This window comes from Leucobacter viscericola, from assembly GCF_011299575.1.
GTDB lineage: Bacteria > Actinomycetota > Actinomycetes > Actinomycetales > Microbacteriaceae > Leucobacter > Leucobacter viscericola.
Window position 1 is genome coordinate 1,668,457 of the sequence record NZ_CP049863.1, and the last position, 21,511, is coordinate 1,689,967.

The following is a 21,511-nucleotide window of genomic DNA, read 5'->3' on the forward strand; positions in this document are numbered from 1 at the left end:
TGGGGCTACAGCTCAATGAGCGCTGGAGGCTCACTTGCAAAGTGCATCGCGTCTGCGGGATCGGTTGTGGCGAGAACCACCCGAATTCCGGTCGCCGCGAGGGCAGTCAGCCGGTCAGCTACGAGTTGGCGATCGGCCGAGCTTCGCAGCTCATCGAAATCATCGATGACGAGCATCTGTGGCGATTCTGTCAGGGCGAGAGCGATGCGCAGCAGCATCTCGTCGGCGGGCACGAGATCCTGAACAAGAGTGTCTGCTGCGGGCTGCGCAAGATCTCCAAATGCCCGGGCGAGCAGCTCGCGCGCCGCAGCGGGCGTAACTTTGGGCGTGCGCTGATACCAGGGCGAAACCCAGGCAAGGCGCTCGCGCAGGGTCGCGGATACCGTGGCCGTCGGCTCAAGCGCGTCAATGTCAGCGAAGCCCGCGATTCCGATGCGGCGACGCATCTCAGCCAAGCGAGTGGTACCCAAGACCTCGGCCGATCCCAAGCTCAGCCGCATGCGACCGGCCAGCACGAGCAGCAGCGCTGTCCGCCCGCTGCCGCGGGATCCACAGATCATGGTGATGGCGCTGTCGCTTTCCACTGCGAGGGGGCCGAAGACCGCGCCGCGGGGGCCGTTCACCACGGCGTCTTCCAGACGAAGGGTGCGTTTGGATCTCTGCGCGAGATCCTCGAAAAATGCTGTCTGCACTGCGTCCTGGCTTTCCTGAGTTTTTGTACCGACCAGTCAGTTTAAAACTATTTTCGAGATTACGTCAACCCCGCGGGAATAGATTTCAAGATCCCGTGTTACATTTACATGCACACGCATATAGATGAGGAGCATCATGGAATTCGGAATCTTCTCGGTTAGCGACATCACCCGCGATCCGATCACTGGCGAGACGCCCAGCGAAGCGGAGCGCATCAAAGCAACCGTGCAGATCGCGCGCAAAGCGGAAGAGGTCGGTCTCGACGTCTTCGCGATCGGCGAGCACCACAACCCGCCATTCTTCTCGTCAACACCGACGACCCTGCTCGCCTACATCGCCGCGCAAACGAGCACGCTGAAGCTGAGCACCTCGACCACTCTCATCACCACAAATGACCCGGTGAGGATCGCCGAAGAGTACGCGATGCTGCAGCACCTTGCAGACGGTCGCATGGATCTGATGCTCGGCCGCGGCAACACGGCACCCGTCTACCCCTGGTTCGGCAAAGACATTCGCAGCGCACTTCCGCTCGCACTCGAAAACTACAACCTGCTGCACCGGCTGTGGCGTGAAGACGTAGTCGACTGGGAAGGCAACTTCCGCACGCCACTACAGGGCTTCACTTCAACGCCGCGCCCGCTCGATGACGTGCCCCCGTTCGTGTGGCACGGCTCGATCCGCACCCCCGAAATCGCCGAGCAGGCAGCCTTCTACGGTGACGGCTTCTTCGCCAACCACCTGTTCGCACCGTCGGAGCACTTCCTGCGGCTCGTGCGCTTCTACCGGGAACGCTACGAGTTCCACGGCCACGGCACGCAGAAGCAGGCCATCGTTGGGCTCGGCGGGCAGGCGTTCATTGCGAAGAAATCGCAGGATGCGGTTGACGGCTTCCGCCCCTACTTCAACGAGGCACCCGTTTACGGCCACGGCCCGCGCATGGAAGACTTCACGCAGCAAACACCACTCACCGTCGGCAGTCCCCAAGAGGTCATCGACAAGACTCTTGGGTTCCGCGAGACGTTTGGCGATTACCAGCGCCAGATGTTCCTGATCGACCACGCCGGGCTGCCCCTCAAGACCGTGCTTGAGCAGCTCGATCTGCTGGGAGAAGAAGTCGTGCCCGTACTGCGGCGCGAGCTCGAAGCGCTGCGGGATCCCGGAACGCCCGACACCCCGTCACACGCTTCGCGGGTCCAGGCCAAGTACGGCGACGAAGCACCGCGTCAGCCGCGACCGAACGCGAACCGCGGCGACAACGTGACCGGTGGCTCCCCGTATCAAGACACAGCAGCCAAAACGGGTGCGGCCTTTGGGCTCGGTGGATAGGCTGCCGACCATGGGAACCAACACTCGCATTGATGTTCGCCTCGCAAACGAGGCGTGGGAGGCGCTGATGACGGCGCACGCAACCCTCATGGGGCGCTACGCCGCTGAAGACATGTGGAGCGAAGCAACGGTCTCCGAGTACGACGTGCTCTACACACTCGCAAAGGGCGGGAGACCGATGCGGATCAGCGAGATCCAGCAGGGGGTGCTGCTCAGCCAGCCTGCTCTCTCACGCGCGGTGGATCGGCTCGTCACTCGCGGGCTGCTGTCTCGCTGCCCTGATGCGACCGACGGCCGTGCCGTGCAGGTCGCCCTCACGGAGGAAGGCATTCGCGTGCAGCGCGAGGTCGGGAGGGCCCACGCAAAAAGCGTTGCCCGCGACGTGGGCGGCGAACTGACTGAGGCGGAGATGCGGGAGCTGCAGCGGCTGTGCAAAAAACTTCTCGGCTCTCAGAACACATAAAGGACTTCAAAATGACCACTATCAAAACACTCGCCGTGGTGACCGCGGGCACGAGTGATCCCTCTACGACGACGATGCTCGCGAGCCAAGCGGCCGGTCGTGTCGCCGTACTTGCCGCCGAGCAGGGTGTCGAGATTCAGACTCGCATGATCGATCTGCGGGCCCTGGCAAACGACATCACCTCCGCTCTCGTGGCGCAACACATCTCCCCAGACCTGCAGAACGCGATCGACGTGCTGCGTGACGCCGACGCCGTGATCGCTTCGACTCCGGTGTACAAAGCGGGGGCGAGCGGACTGTTTACCGCGTTCTTCCAGGTGCTCGACAACGACCTGCTCATCGGCACCCCGGTGCTGCTCGCTGCGACTGCAGGCAGCGACCGGCACGCGCTCGTGATCGACGACCAGCTGCGTGGGCTCTTCGCTTACCTGCGCACGATCACCGTGCCGACTTCGCTGTTTGCCTCCCCCGACGACTGGAATGGCAGCGACCTTAGCAAGCGCGTGGATCGCGCTGCGACAGAGCTCGTAGTGCTCGTTGTCGCTGGGTTCCGCTCGACCGTGCGTGACGATGCGTGGGGCGCATACCAGCACTCCTACGGCAGCGCCGGCGGATCTGAACTTGGCATCGATCTCGACACCGAACTGATGCGCATGGCGACCGGTGGTCGGTAGCCCACCCCGGTAACGACTAGAATTGCGGCGGGGAGTGGTGTGTTGACCGTAAATCTTCCCCAGAACTTTTTCGTTTGACTCTCGCGACCCAGGTGCATTCAGCACTCACTTTTTAGTACACATATCTCGAGGCCTACGAAATGACACAAAACCTTCAGCCCGGCAATCCGGCAGAGCAGCAGCCCGAAGCGGCCCCCGCCACGTCAGCGCCACAGTTCGCACAGCCCGTGCAGCCCGTGCAGCCAGCCCAGCCCGCGCCGTCCTACCCGCAGGCACCGCAGATGCAGGCACCACAGATGCAGCAGCCCCAGCAGGGCGCTCCTACTCCTGCTTGGGCATCGGGACCGCTTACCAAGGGCAAGTCCACGATGACGACCAGCATCATCTCCATTGTTGCTGGCGCGATCTCGCTGTTCCTGTTCGGCGCAATCGCGGGAACCGTGGCTGTTCTGAGCGGCATCAGCGTGCTCATTCAGCTTTCAAAAGCAAAGCGTGCTGGTGCACCCTCCCAGGGCGGTGCACTCGCCATGGCGATCATCGGCATCTGCCTCGGAGCGCTCGGCCTTATCGGCGTCATCTTCACGTTGATGGTGCTTTACTAGGCCCGACTCCATTGGCCTAGCGATCGCCGCCTAAGCGTCTCCGGCGGCGATCGCCTGGGCCTCCCCCTCAGTGGTTTCGTGAGGCCGTCCAATGTGGGCGAGATGGTGGCCCGCGATCCCGAGCATCACAATCGCAACAACGACAGCCGCTGCACCGACCCAGTACGGAACGGGGGCACCGAACGACTCGGCGATGGGCCCCGCAACCGCCGGGGCGATTGCACCACCCAGGAAGCGCACACCGGAGTAGGTCGACGAGGCCACGTTGCGTGGCAGATCCGTCGCCTCCATCACTGCCTCGGTAAGCGCGGTGTTGAGCACACCGAGCAGCAGTCCACTAACGATGACAACCGCGATCAGACCGGACAGCACGTCAGCGAGCAATCCCAGCAGCACGAGACACACGGTCAACGCGGTCAGCATGGTGAACAGCACCGGGCGCAGGCCGAAGCGGCGGGTCAGGATCGGCGCGACGAGCACCGAGGTGATCGCGAGAGCCAGACCCCAGCCGAAGAATACCAGGCCTAGTTCGTGCGCTCCGAAGTCGAGGCCCGCGGCCTTGGCGGCCGCTGCCAGCGGGTACGGGCTGTAGGCGAGCAGCACAAAGAAGCCAAAGTTGTAGAAGAAGGCGACGATAGCGAGACCGCGCAGCGCAGGGTTTCGCAGGGCACGGAAGCTCGCAAAGATCGAGACGTGCTGTGGCTTGGGAGCGTCTTTAGGCTGGCGCAGCAGGGCGATGATCGCAATGAGTGCAACGCACATGAGCGCGGCGGTTCCGAAGAACGGGCCTCGCCATGAAATTTCTCCGAGCAGTCCACCGATGAGTGGCCCAACAGCGAGGCCGATCCCGAGCGCGGCCTCGTAGAGCACAATCGCCTGGCGCGAGCCACCGGAGGCCGCTCCCACGATCGCGGCGAGTGCCGTTGAGATGAAGAGCGCGTTACCGAGCCCCCAACCGGCGCGGAAGCCGATGATCGCGTCGACCGAACCCGCGGAACCCGCGAGCGCTGCAAACACAACAACCAGCACGAGACCGGCGAGCAGAGTCTTCTTCACACCAATGCGGCCCGACACCCAGCTCGTGAAGAACATCGCGATGCCGGTGATGAAGAGGTAGCTCGTAAAGAGCAGCATCGTCTCGCTCGGGCTCGCGCCCAGTTCGTTGCTGATGGCTGGCAGGATCGGATCCACAAGCCCAATACCCATAAACGACACCGCACACGCGAAACCGATCGCCCAGACGGCGGTCGGTTGGCGCAGGATCGAGGGTCGGCGCGCGGGTGCTGCGGTTGCGCTTGGTTTGGGATCGGTGATGGTGCTCGTGATGACTCCTTGGTCGTGATTGTTTCTAAGTTTGGGTGGAGATCTGTGCGTTTAGACTTGCTCGCTCAGGCCCAGCATGATTTCGGCGGCACGATCGAGCGCTCTGCGATCCTGCTCGGAGAGCTCAACGAGAAGCGGCACGATGCGCTCGGCCATGGAGTGCCGATAGTTATTGAGGGCTTCTTCACCCGCCGGGGTAATGACCACCAGCGTCGCGCGGCCGTCCTCGGGATCGGGGCTGCGATCTACCCAGCCCTCGCCAGCGAGTCGGTTAACGAGCGCGGTCATGGTTGGTTGGGCGACTCGCTGCTGCGCTGCGAGTTCACTGACCCGCGCTGAGCCCTGCTCTGCAAGGTCGGCGAGCACGCGCCAGGCTACGGAGGAGTAGGTGATGCCGGGCACACGGGCGACCATTCGGGTGAAACGCGCGGCTGAGCGGATGAGCTCGAGCGCGGTGTTGTCGAGCGTACCGTCGCTGAGCGCGGCCGAGCGGTCGGTCTCCCCGCGTTGATCCTGCACGATGCCTCCTGAAGTCTGCGAAGGCAACGCTAGCACAATTTACATAGCCTCGCTATGTAAATGGGTTTGAGCACGTCCCCGCAACAGTTCGGGGGTCAGTTTCTGGCACTAAACCGTGGTTTAGTACCAGAAACTGACCCCCGAACCAGAGGATGTGGTTTGGAAACCGAGGGGCGCTTGGCGGCCAACTCACGCAGGGGTGGCACGGACTCCAGCCCGAGCGTTCACTACTCCCGAGCAAACACAACTGCGTGGGCGCCCGTTGCCAGCTTGTCAGCGGCGGCAGCCTCACGCTCGGCCGCCAGGTCGATCGTGCGACCCAGCAGCAGATACACGAGGCCTGAAACGATCAATCCAACGAACAGTGCAATGTCGGCTCCACCCAAAACCTGCGCCACGGGCCCGACATACCAGGCGGTCACGGCAAACGGCACCATCGCAATGAGACCCGCGGCATAGGCCACCATGCCACGCCAACCCCAGTTTCCGTAGAGCCCGCCCGGTCGAAAGATCTCAGAAATCACGTAGTGCCCGCGCCGCACAAAGAAGTAGTCAACGAGGTTCACTGAGGTCCAGGGCACGAGCACGTACAGCAAGATGACGAGGAAGCTGCCGAAGCTATCGAGGAAGGCTCCCGTGCTCAGCACCGAACCCACGAATGCAATGGCCGCGATCAGGCTGGTCGCGATGATCCTGACAGCCCTCGTTGGTCGTAGAGGTCGCACGGAGTCCGCAACAGTGATCAGCTCCATGGCAGCCGCATAGATGTTGACGGTAATCACGGCGACCAGACCAGGCAAGGCGGCAATAAGCAGCATGTTGCCCGAACCCGGCAGGACTCGCTCGGCAAGATCCCGCACCGCACCAATCGGATCCGACGCTGCAAACGTCGCAGCAACAAATGCACCAAGAAGCATGAGCCAGGAGGCTCCAACAAAGATCCCACTGTAGGTGTAGAACAGCGCGCGGCCTGGCTTAGTCTCTGGTGGTAGGTAGCGTGAGTAGTCGGAGACGTAGGGCGCCCATCCGAGCGCGTAGGCCGCCGCGGCACCAAACTGCACCAGAAACGACACCCAGGTGAAGCTCGTAAAGCTGAACTGGTCGGCGGGAAGGGGCACAAGCACAATCGCGGCAACGGTGAGCACACCGAACGTCAGTAGAAACAGCCAGGTCAGCCACTTCTGGGTGCGGTGAATCCAGTGGTAACCAAAGATCGCGAGCATCAGCGCAAGGGCACTAATAATGAAGTACCAGAGGGCGTTGACATCAACACCGGTCACCTTCACCAGAATCTCGGCACCGAGCATCTGATTGAACATGTTGAAACCGACCAGGCTAAACACCACGATGAGGCAGATGAGGGCGACCCCACGATACCCGAACTGCGCGCGGGACTGGATCATCTGCGGCAGGCCAAGCTGCGGCCCTTGCGCGGAGTGGAAGGCAGTAAAGACTGTGCCGACAGCAACACCGAGCAGGATCGCGAGCGCAGAGACTGCAAATGAGCCGCCCAACGCGGCGCCCAGCATTCCCGTGGCGAGCGTTGTGATGTTTGCGTTCGACATGAACCACAGCGAGAAGAGGCTCTTCGGTGAGCCGCTCCTCTCGTTGAGCGGCACCCACTCGATCGAACGCGATTCAATGAGCGGTCCTCGATCTTGCAGGTCTTCAGCGAGTGTGGAGTTCGCCATGGGATCCCTTTCGTCACGCTTCACGCCCCTGCATCGGCGCAGGGACTCGCGTCCAATCCCCGAGGTTAGGCGCAAGACCCCTACAGCACCAGGCGGTGCTTTCCTCTACAATCCATCGCTTTTATCTATACCGGAAATCTGGTGCGATACGGGGTACAGACGCGGGGAATGTGTGATCCTATGAGCGGGTGCTTCTTTGGAGACCCGCCCTAATCGTGCAAGCCGAGACAGGTGATGAAGTGACAAACACCCTCACAACAGTTCGAATTCGCTGCGTGCAACTCAGCCCGATCATCGCCGATCCCGAACACAACATTCGACAGATCGAGCTTGAGATCGCTGGTGCCGCTCAAGACAACGTCGATCTACTCGTGCTGCCGGAGCTTGCAACGAGTGGCTACTCGCTCACCCCGGAGGAGGCCCGCGAAGCCGCGCTGCCCGCAGACTCTCCGCTGTTCTTGCGGTGGCAAGAAATACTTGGCGAGAACATGAGCGTCGTAGTCGGGTTTTGCGAGGATGGCGGCGACGTCGTCTACAACAGCGCCGTCGCACTCACTCCCGGCGCACCACCTGTGGTCTACCGCAAGCTACACCTCTGGGACACGGAGAAGCTCGTGTTCACGCCCGGGCGCGAAGACCCCCCGGTCATCGATACCCCCGCGGGCAAACTTGGTGTTGTGATCTGTTACGACCTCGAGTTCCCCGAACTGCCACGGTCGCTCGCTCTCCGCGGGGCAGATCTGCTCGCGGTGCCCACCAACTGGCCGCTGCTTGAACGCCCACAGGGTGAACACGCACCTGAAGTGGTGCAGGCAATGGCTGCCGCCCGGGTGTCTGGTCTGGCGATCGCGTGTTGCGACCGCAGCGGCGAAGAGCGTGGCACTCGCTGGACCGAGGGCACTACGATCATCGGCCCCGACGGCTGGGCGACCGGAGAGATGGATCAATCTGGCCGACACGATGCCCTCGTGACGCTCGACCCCGAACGTCGCCGTATTAGCGAGCGGAACGATCTCTTTGAGGATCGCCGACCAGAGTTCTACGGACGCCTCACTCGTTCGTAGAGGCAGGCGCTGGCGGGGCCTCCCCAACGATTCGGGGCGCACGCTGACGCAGCAGCGCGCTCACAATGTCGATGAGTTCAAGAATCGCGGGCGACAGAATGCTGTTTCTACGGCGAATCACCGCGATGGTGTCGTACATGGGCGTCTCAAACGGGGCGACATGGATGCCGTCAGGAAAGTGAGCGCTCCTCGTGACGGCCCGCGACACCATCGTGTCGCCAAGTCCGCGCGAGACCAACTCAAGCGCAGCCTCAAGGTATTCAACCTCGAACTGCGGTTCGAGGCGCAGTCCGCGCTCCTGAGCCCGCTCGCTCAGCTGACGCCTCGTGGGATCGTTCCAGCTGTGACTCACGTCGTACAGCACCACCGGGTTTGAGACGACCTGGTCGATCGTGACGGGTTGCGCCACGTGATCGGGCGAAGCGCTTGCCCACAGCACCTCGTCTTGAATGAGCGGGAACACTTCAAGCTCGTCGTCGGGCACCGGCAGCACCACGATCCCCGCCTCGAGCACGCCCTCACGAACACCCTCAACAACCTCAAACGAGTTCTGCCCGAAGAGTCGCAGCTGTACGTTGGGGCGCGCACGGTGAAACAGCTCGATCATGTCGGGCAGAAAGTAAAAGTTCGCGTTTCGCAAGACTCCGAGCGAGATTGTGCCCCGCTGCACTCCGCGCAGTTCAACGAGCGCCTCATCTGCACGTTCGGCGGTCTCGACGATCTGGCGTGCCCAAGCAAGGAGTTCGGATCCCGCAGCCGTGAGGGTCAGACGCCGCCCGGTGCGAATGAACAGCGGCAGCCGGTGGTGCTCTTCGAGTTTTCGGATCAGCGCGGAGACCGTGGGTTGCGAAACTCCGAGAGCGTCAGCGGCCGCGGTGAAAGAACCCCCATCAACCGCTGCTACGAACGCGCGGAGTTGCGTGATTGTCATAGCGCAAGACTATGTCATCTAGAGTTTCCTGCCTATTGTTCTTTGGAACGCGGGTTTCTAGCATCAAGAACATGAAGTTCACGACGCCAGTCCTCGAAAAATACGCCGGCCACTTTACGCGCCTCAAGACCCCGCTTGATGTGCCAGCAGCGCAGCGAGACCCGAAGGTGGTTGAGACCGTCTCGACCATGCTGCTCGACATTGAACGGAGAGGGATCGACGCCGTTCAAGACTACGCTCGCAAGCTCGACCGCTGGGAAGGCGACGGCTTTGAGATCGCCGCCAACCACATCGCAAGCAGCGGGGATCGGCTCGATCCTGCCCTGCGCGAGGCAATCGAATTGGGTGCAGAGCGCACACAGGGATTCGCCCAGCGACAGCGTGAGGGACACGTCGACTTTGATGTGGAACTCGCGCCCGGGCTGCACACGGGGGTGCGGTACGTTCCGGTTGGTCGCGTCGGCGCGTACATGCCCGCCGGTCGCTTTCCGCTCACCGCGAGCGCCTTTATGACCGTCGGAGTCGCAAAAGCTGCGGGGGTTCCCCACGTCATCGCCTGCACTCCTCCGCAGCCCTCAGGTGCCGCAAACGATGCGGTGCTCTACACAGCGCACGTCTCAGGAGTAGACCGCGTTTTCCTGCTGGGTGGCGTCCAAGCACTCGCTGCCATGGCCTACGGTCTCGTCGATGAACTGCCGGTCGATATGCTTGTCGGGGCTGGTAATGCCTTTGTAGCCGAAGCAAAACGACAGCTTTTCGGCCGAGCGGCCATTGACCTACTCGCTGGCCCCTCCGAGGTCGCGGTCCTCTCAGACGAGACGGCGGATCCCGAGCTCGTCGCGGCTGATCTGCTCGGTCAGGCGGAGCACGGCCCGAACTCCCCCGCGGCTCTCGTCACGACAAGCGAATCGCACGGTCGCGCCGTCATGGAGGCTGTTGAGAGGCAACTGCCCACCCTGTCGACATCGGACATCTGCGGACCCGCGTGGCGTGACTTCGGATCAGTGACCGTCGCCGACAGTCGCGAGGTTGCGGTCGCACTCATGGATGATCTGGCACCCGAGCACCTCGAAGTCATCACCGCAGACGATGTTTGGTACCACGAGCACCTGCGCAACTACGGCTCGGTGTTCTTGGGCGAGTGGAGCACGGTCGCCTACTCCGACAAGGGAATGGCTGGCACAAACCACACGCTGCCCACCGCTGGCGGCGCCAAGCACAGCGCGGGCCTCTCGGTGTCGCGCTACCTGAAGCCGCTCACCTACCAGCGCGTCGAGCGCAACGCGACACCGCTTCTTGCACCAGCGACAATCACTATCTCAGAGTCTGAAGGTATGTCGGCCCACGCCGCAACAGCCCAGATGCGTCTTGACCGTTTCGTTGAGGGTGCGGCCTGATCCGCAAACCCCCGAAAATAACTGTGTGCCGCTTCCCATCTCGGGAAGCGGCACACAGTCATTTGTTTGGGCCCGCTCTCAGAGCGGGCCCATGTTGGGTTACTTCGTGACGTAACCATCTGCCACGTCGAGCGCGGCGTCGATGATGTCGAGACCCTTGACCAGATCCTCTTCCGAGATGATCAACGGCGGCGCGATCTGCAGGCGGTTGCCCGCGGCGAACGGCCACAGGCCCGCGGCCTTACACGCGGCGACCACGGCGTTGAACGGGGCAGCAGCCTCGCCCGCGGCGTTGAACGGCACAAGCGGTTCGCGGGTCTCGCGATCCAGCACCAGCTCAAGCGCCCAGAACAGTCCCTTGCCGCGGTACTCGCCGACCGAGGGGTGCTTGGCGGCCATCTCGCGAAGGCGCGGCTCGATCACACGTGAGCCGAGATCGCGAACGCGCTCGATGATGCCCTCTTCTTCGAAGATGTCGAAGGTTGCAACACCGGCAGCACACGCGAGGGGGTGACCCGAGTAGGTGAGGCCACCGGGGAACGCCTTGTGCGCGAACGCCTTGTGGATCTCCTCGGAAATCACGACACCACCGAGCGGCACGTAACCCGAGTTGACACCCTTCGCGAAGGTCACGAGATCAGGCTTTACGCCGAAGCCCTGGTACGCGAACCACTCACCGGTGCGGCCGAAGCCGACCATCACCTCGTCGCAGATCATGAGGATGCCGTACTTGTCGCAGAGCGCGCGCACACCGGGCAGGTAACCGGGCGGCGGCACGAGCACGCCGTTGGTGCCGGTAACCGTCTCGAGCACGATCGCCGCGATGGTGCTGGCACCCTCAAGCTGAATCTGCTCTTCGAGGTGCTTCAGGGCACGCTCGGCCTCCTGCTCGGGAGTCTCGGCCCAGAACGCGCTGCGGTAGGCGTAGGGACCGAAGAAGTGCACAACTTCGCCGTCGATCACGTCGTTCGCCCAGCGGCGCGGTTCACCGGTCATGGTGATCGCGGTTGCCGTCGAGCCGTGGTACGAGCGGTAGCGCGAGAGGATCTTGCGCTTGCCGCTCGACTGGCGAGCGAGACGCACAGCGTACTCAATCGCCTCGGCGCCGCCGTTCGTGAAGAAGACCGAGCGCGCTCCCTCGAAGGAGTGCTCAACGATGCGCTTGGCGAGCTCGCCGCGCACGTCGTTTGCCATGGCGGGCTGGATTGTCGCGAGACGCCCGGCCTGATCCTGAATCGCCTTGACGAGCCCCGGGTGCTGGTGACCCAGGTTCAGGTTGACGAGCTGCGACGAGAAGTCGAGGTACTCGGTGCCGTCGTAGTCCCAGAAGCGCACGCCCTCGCCCTTAGCGATGGGAAGCGGGTTGATGGCTTCCTGCGCCGACCACGAATGGAAGACGTACTGGCGGTCGTTCGCGCGAACCTCGCGCTGGGCGTCGGTGTCACCGAAGGACTGCTCGGTGCCGTTCAGATCTGTGTAGGTAGTCATGTTGCCGTCCTCGCTTAGCTGTTGCTCGGGAAGCCGAGGTCAACCTTCGACTGGTCGGGGTTCGGCCAGCGCGTCGTGATGACCTTGCTGCGGGTGTAGAAGTGCACCGACTCGGGACCGTAGATGTGGGAATCGCCGAAGAGCGAGTCCTTCCATCCACCGAACGAGAAGGATCCAACGGGCACGGGGATCGGCACGTTGATGCCGACCATACCAGCCTCAACCTCGAATTCGAACTGGCGAGCGAGGCCACCGTCACGGGTGAAGATCGCGGTGCCGTTGCCGAACTGGTGCTCGTTAATGAGGGTCACACCCTCCTCGTAGGTGTCAACACGCACGATCGCGAGCACGGGCCCGAAGATCTCTTCGCGGTACACCTTGCTGTCGGTCTTGACGTGGTCGATCAGCGAGACGCCGGTGAAGAAGCCGTTGCCCTCGAACTTGGTCTCGCGGCCATCGACGACCACGACGCCACCCTCGGCAGCGGCGCCCTCGACATAGGACTCGACGCGGTCGCGAGCCTCCTTGGTGATCAGCGGGCCCATCTCAGAGGAGGGATCCGTGCCGTCACCGATCTTGAGATCCTTCATACGATCCGCGATCTTGCTGACGAGCTCGTCACCGACGCCGCCAACGGCAACAACAACGGAGACCGCCATGCAGCGCTCGCCTGCCGAACCGTAGGCTGCGGAGACCGCTGCGTCGGCTGCCATGTTGAGGTCAGCGTCGGGCATCACGATCATGTGGTTCTTCGCGCCGCCGAGTGCCTGTACGCGCTTGCCGTTTGCCGCGGCGCGCTCGTAGATGTAGCGGGCGATCGGGGTGGATCCAACGAAGCTGACGGCCTTAACCGTAGGGCTATCGAGCAGTGTGTCGACGGCAACCTTGTCGCCGTTCACAACGTTGAGCACACCGTCGGGCAGACCAGCCTCGCGGAAGAGATCCGCGATGAAGATCGAAGCCGAGGGGTCGCGCTCGGAAGGCTTCAGTACAACGGTGTTGCCGCAGGCAATGGCGCTCGCGATCATCCAGAGGGGCACCATGACCGGGAAGTTGAAGGGCGTGATCGCCGCAACAACACCGACGGGCTGCTTGACCGAGTGGACGTCAACGCCAGTCGAAACCTGCTCGTCGCGCTCACCCTTGAGCAGGTGCAGCAGACCGGAGGCGAACTCAACGTTCTCAAGGCCACGGGCGATCTCGCCAGCTGCGTCAGAGAGCACCTTGCCGTGCTCGCTCGTGACGATCGCCGCGAGCTCGGGCGTGCGCTGCTTCAGCAGCTGACGCAGGTTGAAGAACACATCCGCACGCTTGGTGAGGCTCGTCTTGCGCCACTTCGGCAGGGCTGCCGCAGCCGCAGCAATTGCCTGCTCGACGGTTGCCGCCGAGGCGATGCCCAGCTCGTGCTGCTGCTCGCCGGTCGCCGGGTTGAACACCGGCTGGTACCGCTCGCCGGCATCAATCTTCTCGCCGCCAATAACGTGGGGGATGCGTGCCATTCGGTTCGCCCTCTTTCTCATTTCGGTCATTGTGTTCGGGATCTCTCGATCCCAGCGATTACAAGTGTGCCAGCGGAGATGCCTAAAAGTGAACGCCAAATCATCGGCACTTTTGCGTGTTGTCATACACTTTGTATGACGCTTGTTCTCGGCGAGAGCCAGACAATGACAAAAGAAGCGGAGGATCCCGTGCCAGAGAACGCAACCGATACCGCTGGACTCACCGTCGCCGCTGTGCTCGACCTGCCAGAATTGCGCGCCGGGCAGCCCGAGTTGATTGCAGGATCCGGCCACACCGATCGTGCAGTCCGCTGGGCCCACGTGGTCGCGGGCACGGGAGCTGCAGCCTTTCTCGACGGCGGCGAGCTGCTGCTCACGACGGGAGCTGGGTGGCCAAGTGACCCCGAGGAGCTCGCCGCAGTCACAGACACACTGACCGGAACCGGTCCGGCAGCCGTGATCCTGGAGCTCGGGACCCGCCTTGAACACGCCCCCGACGCTCTGATCGCCAGTTGTGAAGCCAACGATATCCCGCTGGTGGTTCTGCACAGCGAGGTGCGCTTTGTGCAGATTACCCAGCGAGTTCATCAACGCATCCTCGCCGCACAAACCGAAGCCCTGCAGGCGCGGGCCGAGGTGCACGCGATGCTCACCGAGCTCGGTCTCAACCGCAGCCCGGTCGATTACGTGATCGAGCGGCTTGCGGCGACGCTCGACGCACCCGTGGTGCTCGAAGACTCGGCTCAGCGTGTTGTTGCGTGGGCGAGCGGGGGTTCACAACAGCCGGATCCCGAGCACACCCTCGAACGCTGGGCCTCCGCTCAGCAGCTCGCTCGCGCACTGCCCACTAATTGGGTGCGTGTGCCCGTCGAGGCGCGCGGTACGCGCTGGGGGCACCTCATCGCACTTCCAGGCTCTCCGCACCCGGCCGGGCGTCAGACGGTGCTCGAACTTGGTGCCTTTGCACTCGCGCTCGGCAGGCTTGCTGACACGGGTGAGGATCAGTGGCTGCAGCTCAGTTCGAAACAGCTCTTTGGCCAGTTGCTGGGCGGACGCTACCGACGAGACACCGACCTTGCGGTTCAACTCGCGGCCGGTGGGCTTCCGATAGCTGGACGCCGATTGCTCGGTGCAACGCTTCGCGGATTTGGTGATTTTGGGGCCCACGAAAGCTTGGAGCGAGCGATCCTCGAAACGGCTCTCAGGCGCGCCGTTGCACCCGAAGGATCCGCGATCCTCACCCCCGACCCCGACTCGCCTCGCGAGGGAACGCTGCTTGCGCTCCTGTCGTTTCCGCTGAATGATCCACGCAGCGGAATGAGCGCATCCGCCAACTCCGCCTCTGCCGCCACCTTAGACGGACACGAAACCAGGATCCCAGCACTCGCCGAGCGGCTCTCCCATGAACTCGGGATGCTGTTGCCCGACACCACGCCTGCCGCGTGGCGAGCACAGCTGACGCTCGGCATCTCTGGTAAACGGGTCGGCGAGCTGATCACGTCGCTGGAGCGCGTGCGAGCAGCGGGATCGCTGCCCACGGCCACCACGGTTGGTAGGGTTTCGGTGCAGCAGGCCGAACAGCAGCCGCTCGCGTACCTGGTGCGTGGACTATCGGCGGCCCCCGCCGTGCAGGAGTTTGCGTCTAGCACGCTTGCCACTCTGGTCGCGCACGACCAGAGCGCAGGGCCCGGTCACAGCGGGGATCTGCTTCGAGTTCTCGAGGCCTATCTCGCACACCCGACAAACCGCTCACTCGCCGCGCAACGTGCCAGGCTGTCGCGGTCGGTGTTCTATCAGCGCATCGCACTCATTGAGGATCTGCTCGGGGTGGATCTCGCCAGCGGCGAGACGATCGCAACACTCACCGTCGCGCTGTTAGCCCGAGGATCGGAGCAAGAGTAACCTCTTGGTGCCCTAGCTCCACAGCGCAGGGTACTCGTGGCCGAGCTCACGAACGAGGCGTCGCAGCTCCGGCAGCGACAGCCCGATCACGCAGCTCGGGGTTCCCTCGATGCTCTCGATGTAAGCTCCTGCGAGTCCATCGATTGCAAACCCTCCCGCGAGCTCCAACGGTTCGCCCGTCGCGACGTAAGCCGCAAGCTCTGAATCGGTCAGATCTGCCGACAGCGTCACCTTGGCGGTGTCGACCCCGCCCGCGGCCCCGCGCACCGTGCCGCCGCTGTGGTCAATGAGCCAGTGCCCGGAGTGCAGCACCCCGGTCTTGCCACGGTGCTGTTTGGAGCGCTCAAGCGCAATCTCAGGCAGGTGCGGTTTGCCGAGAATCTCGCCGTCAAGCAGAAACATTGAGTCCCCGCCGAGCACGAGTCCGTCGATTTCGTCACCGTGCCTTCGCACAACGTCTTCAGCCTTGAGCCGCCCCAGGTACTCGGTGAGCTCAGGGGCAGAGAGTGGTCGCCCAAGCTCGGTCTCGCGCGCCGCCACGGCGGCGTCCTCATCAACCTCAGGCGAGAAGCAGATCGGTTCGATTCCGGCCCCGCGCAACACGGAGAGTCTGGCGGGTGAGGTCGAGGCGAGATACAAACGCATGCGCCGATTCTATGACGTTGTGCGCCGCTGGCTCATTCCCCTCCGATCCAGTTCTCGACCAGCAGCCCAGGGACTCGCTCGAACTCGCGCGTGTTTCCAGTGACGACGGTAAGCCCAAGCGAACGTGCATGCCCCGCAATCTGTGAATCGTACGATCCAATCGGTGTGCCTCTAACAGCGAGAGTTGCCCGAACCTCCGCAGCGTGTGCTGCCGCGTATCTATTAAAATCTTGAATCTTCAGTTGCGCTAGAAGCTCATCATTGGCTTTTAGATTTCGCTCAGGGAATGCAGAACGGTAGGCACCAAACTCGAGCTCTTCAATAGAAATCGTTGAGATAGCAAGACGCCCACTGTTCGCAAAAAAGCGATCCAGGTCGATCCCTTTCTGCCTACGAAGCAGAGCGATTGCCACATCTGTGTCTAATAGGTAACGCAGCATCACTCACCCCAGTCGCGTTCTTGCACTGGAGGTTGCTCGCGGTCCAACATAAAGTCTTCACTCACCGCCGCGCCGTTTTGGAACCACCATTCCAGGCCCCTATTGACCGGAGTAATGACTCGGGATTCACCCACGACGACTATTTCCACTTCTTCTACTCCTTCCGCGAAGGCCACCTCTTTGGGTAACCGCACCGCTTGCGTCTTGTTACTGAAAAACAGCTTAGTTCTCATACTTAACCTCCTGGGATATACATGAAGTATATACGTGAGATTGGCGGAATGACAACGTTTCCAAGAAGCATAGGTTGAATTCTGACGCCATTCCGAAAGAAGCGGAGTTATCGCCAGAGATTTTCAAAAATTCGCAAAATCGACTGCCTGTGAGCGAAGCTCGTGCAACCGAGAAAGACTACGGCGAACGCCTCCGTAGCGTCGCCGCCGCAAGCACCAGAGCTACGACGGTCACCGAAGCAATAATGATCAGCGGCCGCCCCAGATCCCACCCCTCGGTGCCGTCGGTTACAGCAGTCACAGCGTCAATCGCGTAGCTCAGCGGCAGCCAGTTGGATATGGCGTGCAGCACGTCAGGCATCTGATCCCGAGGCATAAACAATCCGCCAAGAATGATCTGCGGAAACACCACCAGCGGCATAAACTGCACGGCCTGGAACTCGGTCCGCGCAAACGCACTCGCGAGCAACCCCAGGGCGGTTCCGAGCAGCGCGTCAAGCACGGCAACGGCGCCCAACTGCCAAATCGGCCCACTCACCTCAAGGCCACACACAACAGTCGCAAACGTCACGGTAATCACGGCCTGCACCGTCGCCGCCAATCCGAACGCGATCCCGTAGCCCACAATGAAGTCACCCTTACCAAGCGGCGTCGACATCAGTCGCTCGAGCGTGCCGGATCGCCGCTCGCGCAGCGTCGTCACCGAGGTAATAATGAACATCAAAATGAAGGGAAAGAGGGCGAGGATCGGCCCGCCGAACTGATCGAAAGTCCCCTCCTGATCGCTAAACAGCCAGGCAAACAAGCCGACCAAAAGGCTCGGAGCGAGTAGCAGTAATGCGATGGATCGGGGATCGTGCGAGAGCTGCCGAAGCACGCGACCAGCAACGGCGAAGGTACGTTTCGGATTCATGAGGCCACCTCCCCTGCGTGGCGGGGATGCCCCGGCATTGCCGCGCCAGACCCTGCGCCGGCAATCACAGCCAGGAACGCGGCTTCAGGATCGCGCTCCCCCGTTGATTCAAGCAGATTCGACGGCGTTGTATCCGCAACGATTTCGCCCTCACGAAGCAAGAGCAACCGGTCACAGTGCAGCGCCTCGTCCATCACATGACTACTCACGATCAGTGTTGCTCCCTCGCTCGCGAGCTTTCGAAACAGCGCCCACAGCTCTGCGCGCAGCACCGGATCAAGCCCCACCGTCGGCTCGTCGAGCACGATGAGCTCGGGTGATCCCAATAGAGCAGCAGCCAAGGAAACCCGATTACGCTGACCGCCGCTCAGCGCCTCAACGCGCTGCTTGGCCTGGTCGCGCAGGCCCACAAGATCGATAACGCGATCCTCATCGCCCCGGGGCGCCCCAAGCGCCCGCGCAAAGAACGCAAGATTCTGTCGCACCGAAAGGTCATCGTACACAGACGCCGCCTGTGTCGCATACGCGACCCGCGTTCGAAGCGAGCGCGATCCTGCACTTTCTCCTAGCACCTGCAGCTCACCCTGCACACCCGCCTGAACCCCGACGATCGCACGCAGCAGCGTCGTCTTGCCGCAGCCCGAGGGCCCGAGAAGGCCGGTGACCTCGCCCCGCGGAATCTCGAATCCGATGCCGTCAAACACCGTCTTGCGCCCGCGTCGCACCTTCAGGTCTCGCACTAGAACCGTTGCTTGCTCCATGTTCTGATCCTAGACCCGCCAAAGCAATGGGAGAATGGTCAACATGTCTGAAACCCGCAACACCGCGCCCCTCACCGTTGGCGACGAAATTGAACTCGAAGTCACCGGAATCGCACACGGCGGCGTATGCGTTGCGCGCCACGAAGGGCGCGTGGTGTTCGTGGCAGACGCGATCCCCGGCGAACGCGTACGTGCACGCGTCACCGAGGCGCGCAAGAAGTCGTTCGCTCGCGCCGCCGTCATTGAGGTATTAGAAGCATCAGAGGATCGCCGCCCCCATGTGTGGCCCGAGGCCGCGATCGAGCGCGACCCCGAAGATCGCGCGGGCGGCGCAGAGTTCGGGCACATCGCTCTTGAACGCCAGCGTTTCCTCAAGGCCGAGGTTCTCGCCGACGCCATGAAGCGTTTTGGCGGCGTCGAACTCGCGAGCGAAGAGGGCGAGGATCTCGCGGAGGCGCTTGCTGATCTCGTTGAACCGGCGCCCGGTGACGACGAGACCAACGGGCTCGGCTACCGCACGCGCGTTCGCCTGCACGTCGACGCAGAAACCGGCACCGTCGGCCCCTACGCCTCACGCAGCCGCCGGGTCATCCCCGTCGAGTCGCTACCGCTCGCCAGCGAGGGTATCAATCAGATCGCTCCCCTCTCCGACAACATCACCGAGGTTGCAACCGTCGACCTCGTTGATCCCGCGGCCGACGACCCCCGCATGCTGCTCGGACTTCCCGGCGAGAAGAAGCGGGCTGGGGCAGACGACGTAGTACGCGAGCTCGTCGAGGATCGCGGTTTCCTCGTGCGTGCCGGCGGATTCTGGCAGGTGCACCGCGAAGCCCCCACGGTTCTTTTCACCGCGGTGCGCGACGCGATCCAAGACCTCATTGACGCTGAGCGCTTTGACGCAACAGCCAGCAACCTCGACCTCTACGGCGGGGTCGGGCTGCTCGCGGCTGCGATGGCGGAGGCGGCAGGCCCCACGATTCGGGTCACAACCGTCGAGTCCGATGCAGGCGCCACCGATGATGCTGCTGAGAACCTTGCCGAGCTTGTGGGCGCACTCGCCGTCACCGCTCGGGTAGACCGCCACCTTGCCGACCTGCTGAAGGCGACAGAGCCGGTTCGAAATCGCATGCGCCGCGGCACCGTGGTGCTCGATCCGCCGCGCTCCGGTGCTGGCGGCGATGTCACCGCCCAGCTGATCGAGCTGTCACCCGCGAACATCGTCTACGTTGCCTGCGATCCCGTGGCCCTCGCCCGCGATACCAAGACGCTGCGCGATGCGGGCTACGAACTCACTGGGCTGCGCGCGTTCGACATCTTCCCTCACACACACCACTTTGAGACCGTGGCGGTGTTTGAGCGGGGGTAGGGCTTAGCTGGCGGGCTTGCTCTCCACCTCGGATTGATCCTTGAGCGGGGCAAGCGGATAGACCTGGATGCTGGGCGGTGACTGGGGCATGGCCTTTGTCTGATCAACCACCCCAATTGGATCTTCAGAGTAATCGATTTCGGCATCTGGAACGGTTCTGAGCGGAAACACATTCCAGGCGATCTTTCCTTCAATGGTGGTCCGTGGCATTAACCATGACGCGCCCACGCTCGCGGGGACCCATTGGCCTGCCTCGGTGCCTGCCTCCGGATCTCCCACCGTGACGATTGCTCGCCCGTCTTGATCGAACAGCTGCACCTCACTCAGCGGTTTGCCGTTGGCGTCGTAGGCAAAGATGTTATTCACAAGACTGCCGTTTACCCACATTCCAGGGGCATTTTCGGGCGTATCAGCAACATAGCTGCTAGTACCCCACTGCGGAACCACCGTCGGCGCGGCTAACAGCACGACCACAAACAAGAAGGCACTTCCGAGTGACCGCACTACTCGCATCCAGCGCCAGGGCATCCACTTACCGCGTCCCCACTGCACGCTGACAACACTCGCAACTAGCAGCATCAACCACGCCTTGACCCCCTCCGGGATCGGATAATAGTAGGTCAACGTTCCGCTCATGAAGACAGCACTGAAGACCAAACAGGCAACCCATGCGCGGAGCACCCACCAAACCGGCTGCAGTGCCACGAAAAAATCAAAAATCGCAGACGATACAGGGTTCGCGCGAATGCGATCGGACAGCTCTGAACGCATTTCACGCAACCGCTCAGCAACAACGCTGAATAACCCCGGTCGCTTCTCAGCCGTCAAGTCAGCCCCACCAGCAGGCAATCCCGCTGCCTCCCGCAGTTCGTTGGCGTAGGCAACTGCGTCACCCTCGTGAGGCAACGTCGCCCCCGGCCCCAAGTCGGCAGCTTGCTCCGCGAGCGAAGTCTCGAGCCCCTCAGTGAGATCCACCACGTCACCCTTGGGCAGGTCACCCAAGGCAAGTCGCACTCGTGCAGCAAACGCATCGATCATCTCCTCAGTGAGATTCGCCGCTGCGCTGTTCTTCGTAAAACTAGTCATTATGAGCTCCGGTCAGGCTGGGGTTGGCTGAATGGTCGGTTGCAGGGATGGGATCAAAATTCAGGTCAGGATCCGCAAGAGTCTTTGGGCGATCCACACCGTTCAATAGCAACGAGAGGGATCGGCTGAAGGTTGCCCAGGCGAGGCGTTGTTCAGCAAGCACTTCGTGCCCCTGCGGCGTGATCGCGTAGTACTTTCGATTTGGTCCGCCGTCTGATGCGACGACGTACGCCGAGAGCGACCCAGCAGTGAAGAGCCGCCTAAGTGTTCCGTAAACCGAGGCGTCGCCGACATGGTCGAGGCCTGCGGCACGCAGGCGGCGCACGACGTCATAGCCGTACCCATCTTCTTGACTGATCACCGCAAGAACCGCGGCGTCGAGCACTCCCTTGAGAAGCTGCGTGGTATCCAAGTGGACCTCCTGTTACGCACACCACACTACTACGGATTGCGCAGTAGTGTGCAAACCGGAAGCAATCCCTCCGTCTTAACCCT

The 21,511-nt window shown here is 62.4% G+C and carries 22 protein-coding genes; 8 read left to right on the forward strand and 14 right to left on the reverse strand.

Going from position 1 to position 21,511, the window contains the following annotated elements; all coding sequences use genetic code 11:
• Positions 1 to 5: 5 nt before the first annotated feature.
• On the reverse strand, positions 6 to 692 hold the full coding sequence (locus tag G7068_RS07480) for an ATP-binding cassette domain-containing protein (RefSeq protein WP_166290720.1): 687 nt from the start codon (positions 690 to 692) through the stop codon (positions 6 to 8).
• A 136-nt stretch (positions 693 to 828) separates the two neighbouring features.
• Here G7068_RS07480 and G7068_RS07485 point away from each other — a divergent pair, with 136 nt between their 5' ends.
• From G7068_RS07485 to G7068_RS07500, 4 genes are all read left to right on the forward strand, one after another.
• Positions 829 to 2,019, forward strand: coding sequence for an LLM class flavin-dependent oxidoreductase (locus tag G7068_RS07485; RefSeq protein WP_166290722.1), 1,191 nt, complete (start codon positions 829 to 831; stop codon positions 2,017 to 2,019).
• A 10-nt stretch (positions 2,020 to 2,029) separates the two neighbouring features.
• The gene (locus tag G7068_RS07490) at positions 2,030 to 2,482 is read left to right on the forward strand and encodes a MarR family winged helix-turn-helix transcriptional regulator (protein ID WP_166290724.1); all 453 of its coding nucleotides are present in this window, start codon (positions 2,030 to 2,032) and stop codon (positions 2,480 to 2,482) included.
• An 11-nt stretch (positions 2,483 to 2,493) separates the two neighbouring features.
• A complete protein-coding gene (locus tag G7068_RS07495) occupies positions 2,494 to 3,156 on the forward strand; it encodes a CE1759 family FMN reductase (RefSeq protein WP_166290726.1) in 663 nt (220 codons plus the stop codon).
• A gap of 140 nt (positions 3,157 to 3,296) precedes the next feature.
• A complete protein-coding gene (locus G7068_RS07500; RefSeq protein ID WP_166290728.1) occupies positions 3,297 to 3,758 on the forward strand; it encodes a hypothetical protein in 462 nt (153 codons plus the stop codon).
• Between the two features lie 30 nt (positions 3,759 to 3,788).
• On the opposite strand, the gene G7068_RS07505 is transcribed toward G7068_RS07500, so the two are convergent.
• The 3 genes from G7068_RS07505 to G7068_RS07515 form a co-directional block, all read right to left on the reverse strand.
• Positions 3,789 to 5,084, reverse strand: coding sequence for an MFS transporter (locus G7068_RS07505; RefSeq protein WP_425280502.1), 1,296 nt, complete (start codon positions 5,082 to 5,084; stop codon positions 3,789 to 3,791).
• 48 nt (positions 5,085 to 5,132) lie between these two features.
• Positions 5,133 to 5,600: a MarR family winged helix-turn-helix transcriptional regulator gene (locus tag G7068_RS07510; protein ID WP_244304776.1), complete on the reverse strand. Its 468-nt coding sequence runs from the start codon at positions 5,598 to 5,600 to the stop codon at positions 5,133 to 5,135.
• A gap of 227 nt (positions 5,601 to 5,827) precedes the next feature.
• The gene (locus G7068_RS07515) at positions 5,828 to 7,291 is read right to left on the reverse strand and encodes a purine-cytosine permease family protein (protein WP_166290732.1); all 1,464 of its coding nucleotides are present in this window, start codon (positions 7,289 to 7,291) and stop codon (positions 5,828 to 5,830) included.
• A 239-nt stretch (positions 7,292 to 7,530) separates the two neighbouring features.
• Between G7068_RS07515 and G7068_RS07520 the strand changes: the two genes are divergently transcribed.
• Positions 7,531 to 8,355, forward strand: a complete 825-nt coding sequence (locus tag G7068_RS07520) for a nitrilase-related carbon-nitrogen hydrolase (protein WP_166290734.1) — start codon at positions 7,531 to 7,533, stop codon at positions 8,353 to 8,355.
• Here G7068_RS07520 and G7068_RS07525 read toward each other — a convergent pair.
• The gene (locus tag G7068_RS07525) at positions 8,342 to 9,286 is read right to left on the reverse strand and encodes a LysR family transcriptional regulator (protein ID WP_166290736.1); all 945 of its coding nucleotides are present in this window, start codon (positions 9,284 to 9,286) and stop codon (positions 8,342 to 8,344) included. The two genes, G7068_RS07520 and G7068_RS07525, sit on opposite strands and share 14 nt — an antisense overlap.
• Before the next feature lie 71 nt (positions 9,287 to 9,357).
• On the opposite strand from G7068_RS07525, the gene hisD reads away from it, so the two are divergent.
• Positions 9,358 to 10,683 (forward strand): histidinol dehydrogenase, encoded by a 1,326-nt coding sequence (gene hisD, locus G7068_RS07530; protein WP_166290738.1) that lies wholly within the window; start codon positions 9,358 to 9,360, stop codon positions 10,681 to 10,683.
• A 99-nt stretch (positions 10,684 to 10,782) separates the two neighbouring features.
• On the opposite strand, the gene G7068_RS07535 is transcribed toward hisD, so the two are convergent.
• A complete protein-coding gene (locus G7068_RS07535; RefSeq protein ID WP_166290740.1) occupies positions 10,783 to 12,171 on the reverse strand; it encodes an aspartate aminotransferase family protein in 1,389 nt (462 codons plus the stop codon).
• A 14-nt stretch (positions 12,172 to 12,185) separates the two neighbouring features.
• A complete protein-coding gene (locus G7068_RS07540; RefSeq protein ID WP_166290741.1) occupies positions 12,186 to 13,670 on the reverse strand; it encodes a CoA-acylating methylmalonate-semialdehyde dehydrogenase in 1,485 nt (494 codons plus the stop codon).
• 135 nt (positions 13,671 to 13,805) lie between these two features.
• On the opposite strand from G7068_RS07540, the gene G7068_RS07545 reads away from it, so the two are divergent.
• Entirely contained in the window at positions 13,806 to 15,572 is a 1,767-nt protein-coding gene (locus G7068_RS07545; RefSeq protein WP_244304778.1) for a PucR family transcriptional regulator, read from the forward strand.
• A 12-nt stretch (positions 15,573 to 15,584) separates the two neighbouring features.
• Here the strand turns inward: G7068_RS07545 and G7068_RS07550 are convergent, their stop codons facing one another.
• The 5 genes from G7068_RS07550 to G7068_RS07570 form a co-directional block, all read right to left on the reverse strand.
• Positions 15,585 to 16,217 (reverse strand): Maf family protein, encoded by a 633-nt coding sequence (locus G7068_RS07550; RefSeq protein ID WP_166290743.1) that lies wholly within the window; start codon positions 16,215 to 16,217, stop codon positions 15,585 to 15,587.
• Positions 16,218 to 16,249: 32 nt separating this feature from the next.
• Positions 16,250 to 16,657 carry a PIN domain-containing protein gene (locus tag G7068_RS07555; protein ID WP_166290745.1) on the reverse strand — a complete coding sequence of 136 codons (408 nt, stop codon included), beginning with the start codon at positions 16,655 to 16,657 and terminating at the stop codon, positions 16,250 to 16,252.
• Entirely contained in the window at positions 16,657 to 16,890 is a 234-nt protein-coding gene (gene vapB / locus G7068_RS07560) for a type II toxin-antitoxin system VapB family antitoxin (RefSeq protein ID WP_166290747.1), read from the reverse strand. The genes G7068_RS07555 and vapB overlap by 1 nt, the downstream gene beginning before the upstream one ends.
• 178 nt (positions 16,891 to 17,068) lie before the next feature.
• The gene (locus G7068_RS07565; RefSeq protein WP_166290749.1) at positions 17,069 to 17,803 is read right to left on the reverse strand and encodes an ABC transporter permease; all 735 of its coding nucleotides are present in this window, start codon (positions 17,801 to 17,803) and stop codon (positions 17,069 to 17,071) included.
• Positions 17,800 to 18,564, reverse strand: coding sequence for an ABC transporter ATP-binding protein (locus G7068_RS07570; RefSeq protein ID WP_166290751.1), 765 nt, complete (start codon positions 18,562 to 18,564; stop codon positions 17,800 to 17,802). The genes G7068_RS07565 and G7068_RS07570 overlap by 4 nt, the downstream gene beginning before the upstream one ends.
• Positions 18,565 to 18,598: 34 nt before the next feature.
• On the opposite strand from G7068_RS07570, the gene G7068_RS07575 reads away from it, so the two are divergent.
• The gene (locus tag G7068_RS07575) at positions 18,599 to 19,930 is read left to right on the forward strand and encodes a class I SAM-dependent RNA methyltransferase (RefSeq protein WP_166290754.1); all 1,332 of its coding nucleotides are present in this window, start codon (positions 18,599 to 18,601) and stop codon (positions 19,928 to 19,930) included.
• Positions 19,931 to 19,933: 3 nt separating this feature from the next.
• Here the strand turns inward: G7068_RS07575 and G7068_RS07580 are convergent, their stop codons facing one another.
• Complete coding sequence (locus tag G7068_RS07580) at positions 19,934 to 21,016, reverse strand: hypothetical protein (protein WP_166290756.1); 1,083 nt, start codon at positions 21,014 to 21,016, stop codon at positions 19,934 to 19,936.
• On the reverse strand, positions 21,009 to 21,428 hold the full coding sequence (locus tag G7068_RS07585) for a PadR family transcriptional regulator (protein WP_166290759.1): 420 nt from the start codon (positions 21,426 to 21,428) through the stop codon (positions 21,009 to 21,011). The genes G7068_RS07580 and G7068_RS07585 overlap by 8 nt, the downstream gene beginning before the upstream one ends.
• Between the last annotated feature and the right edge of the window lie 83 nt (positions 21,429 to 21,511).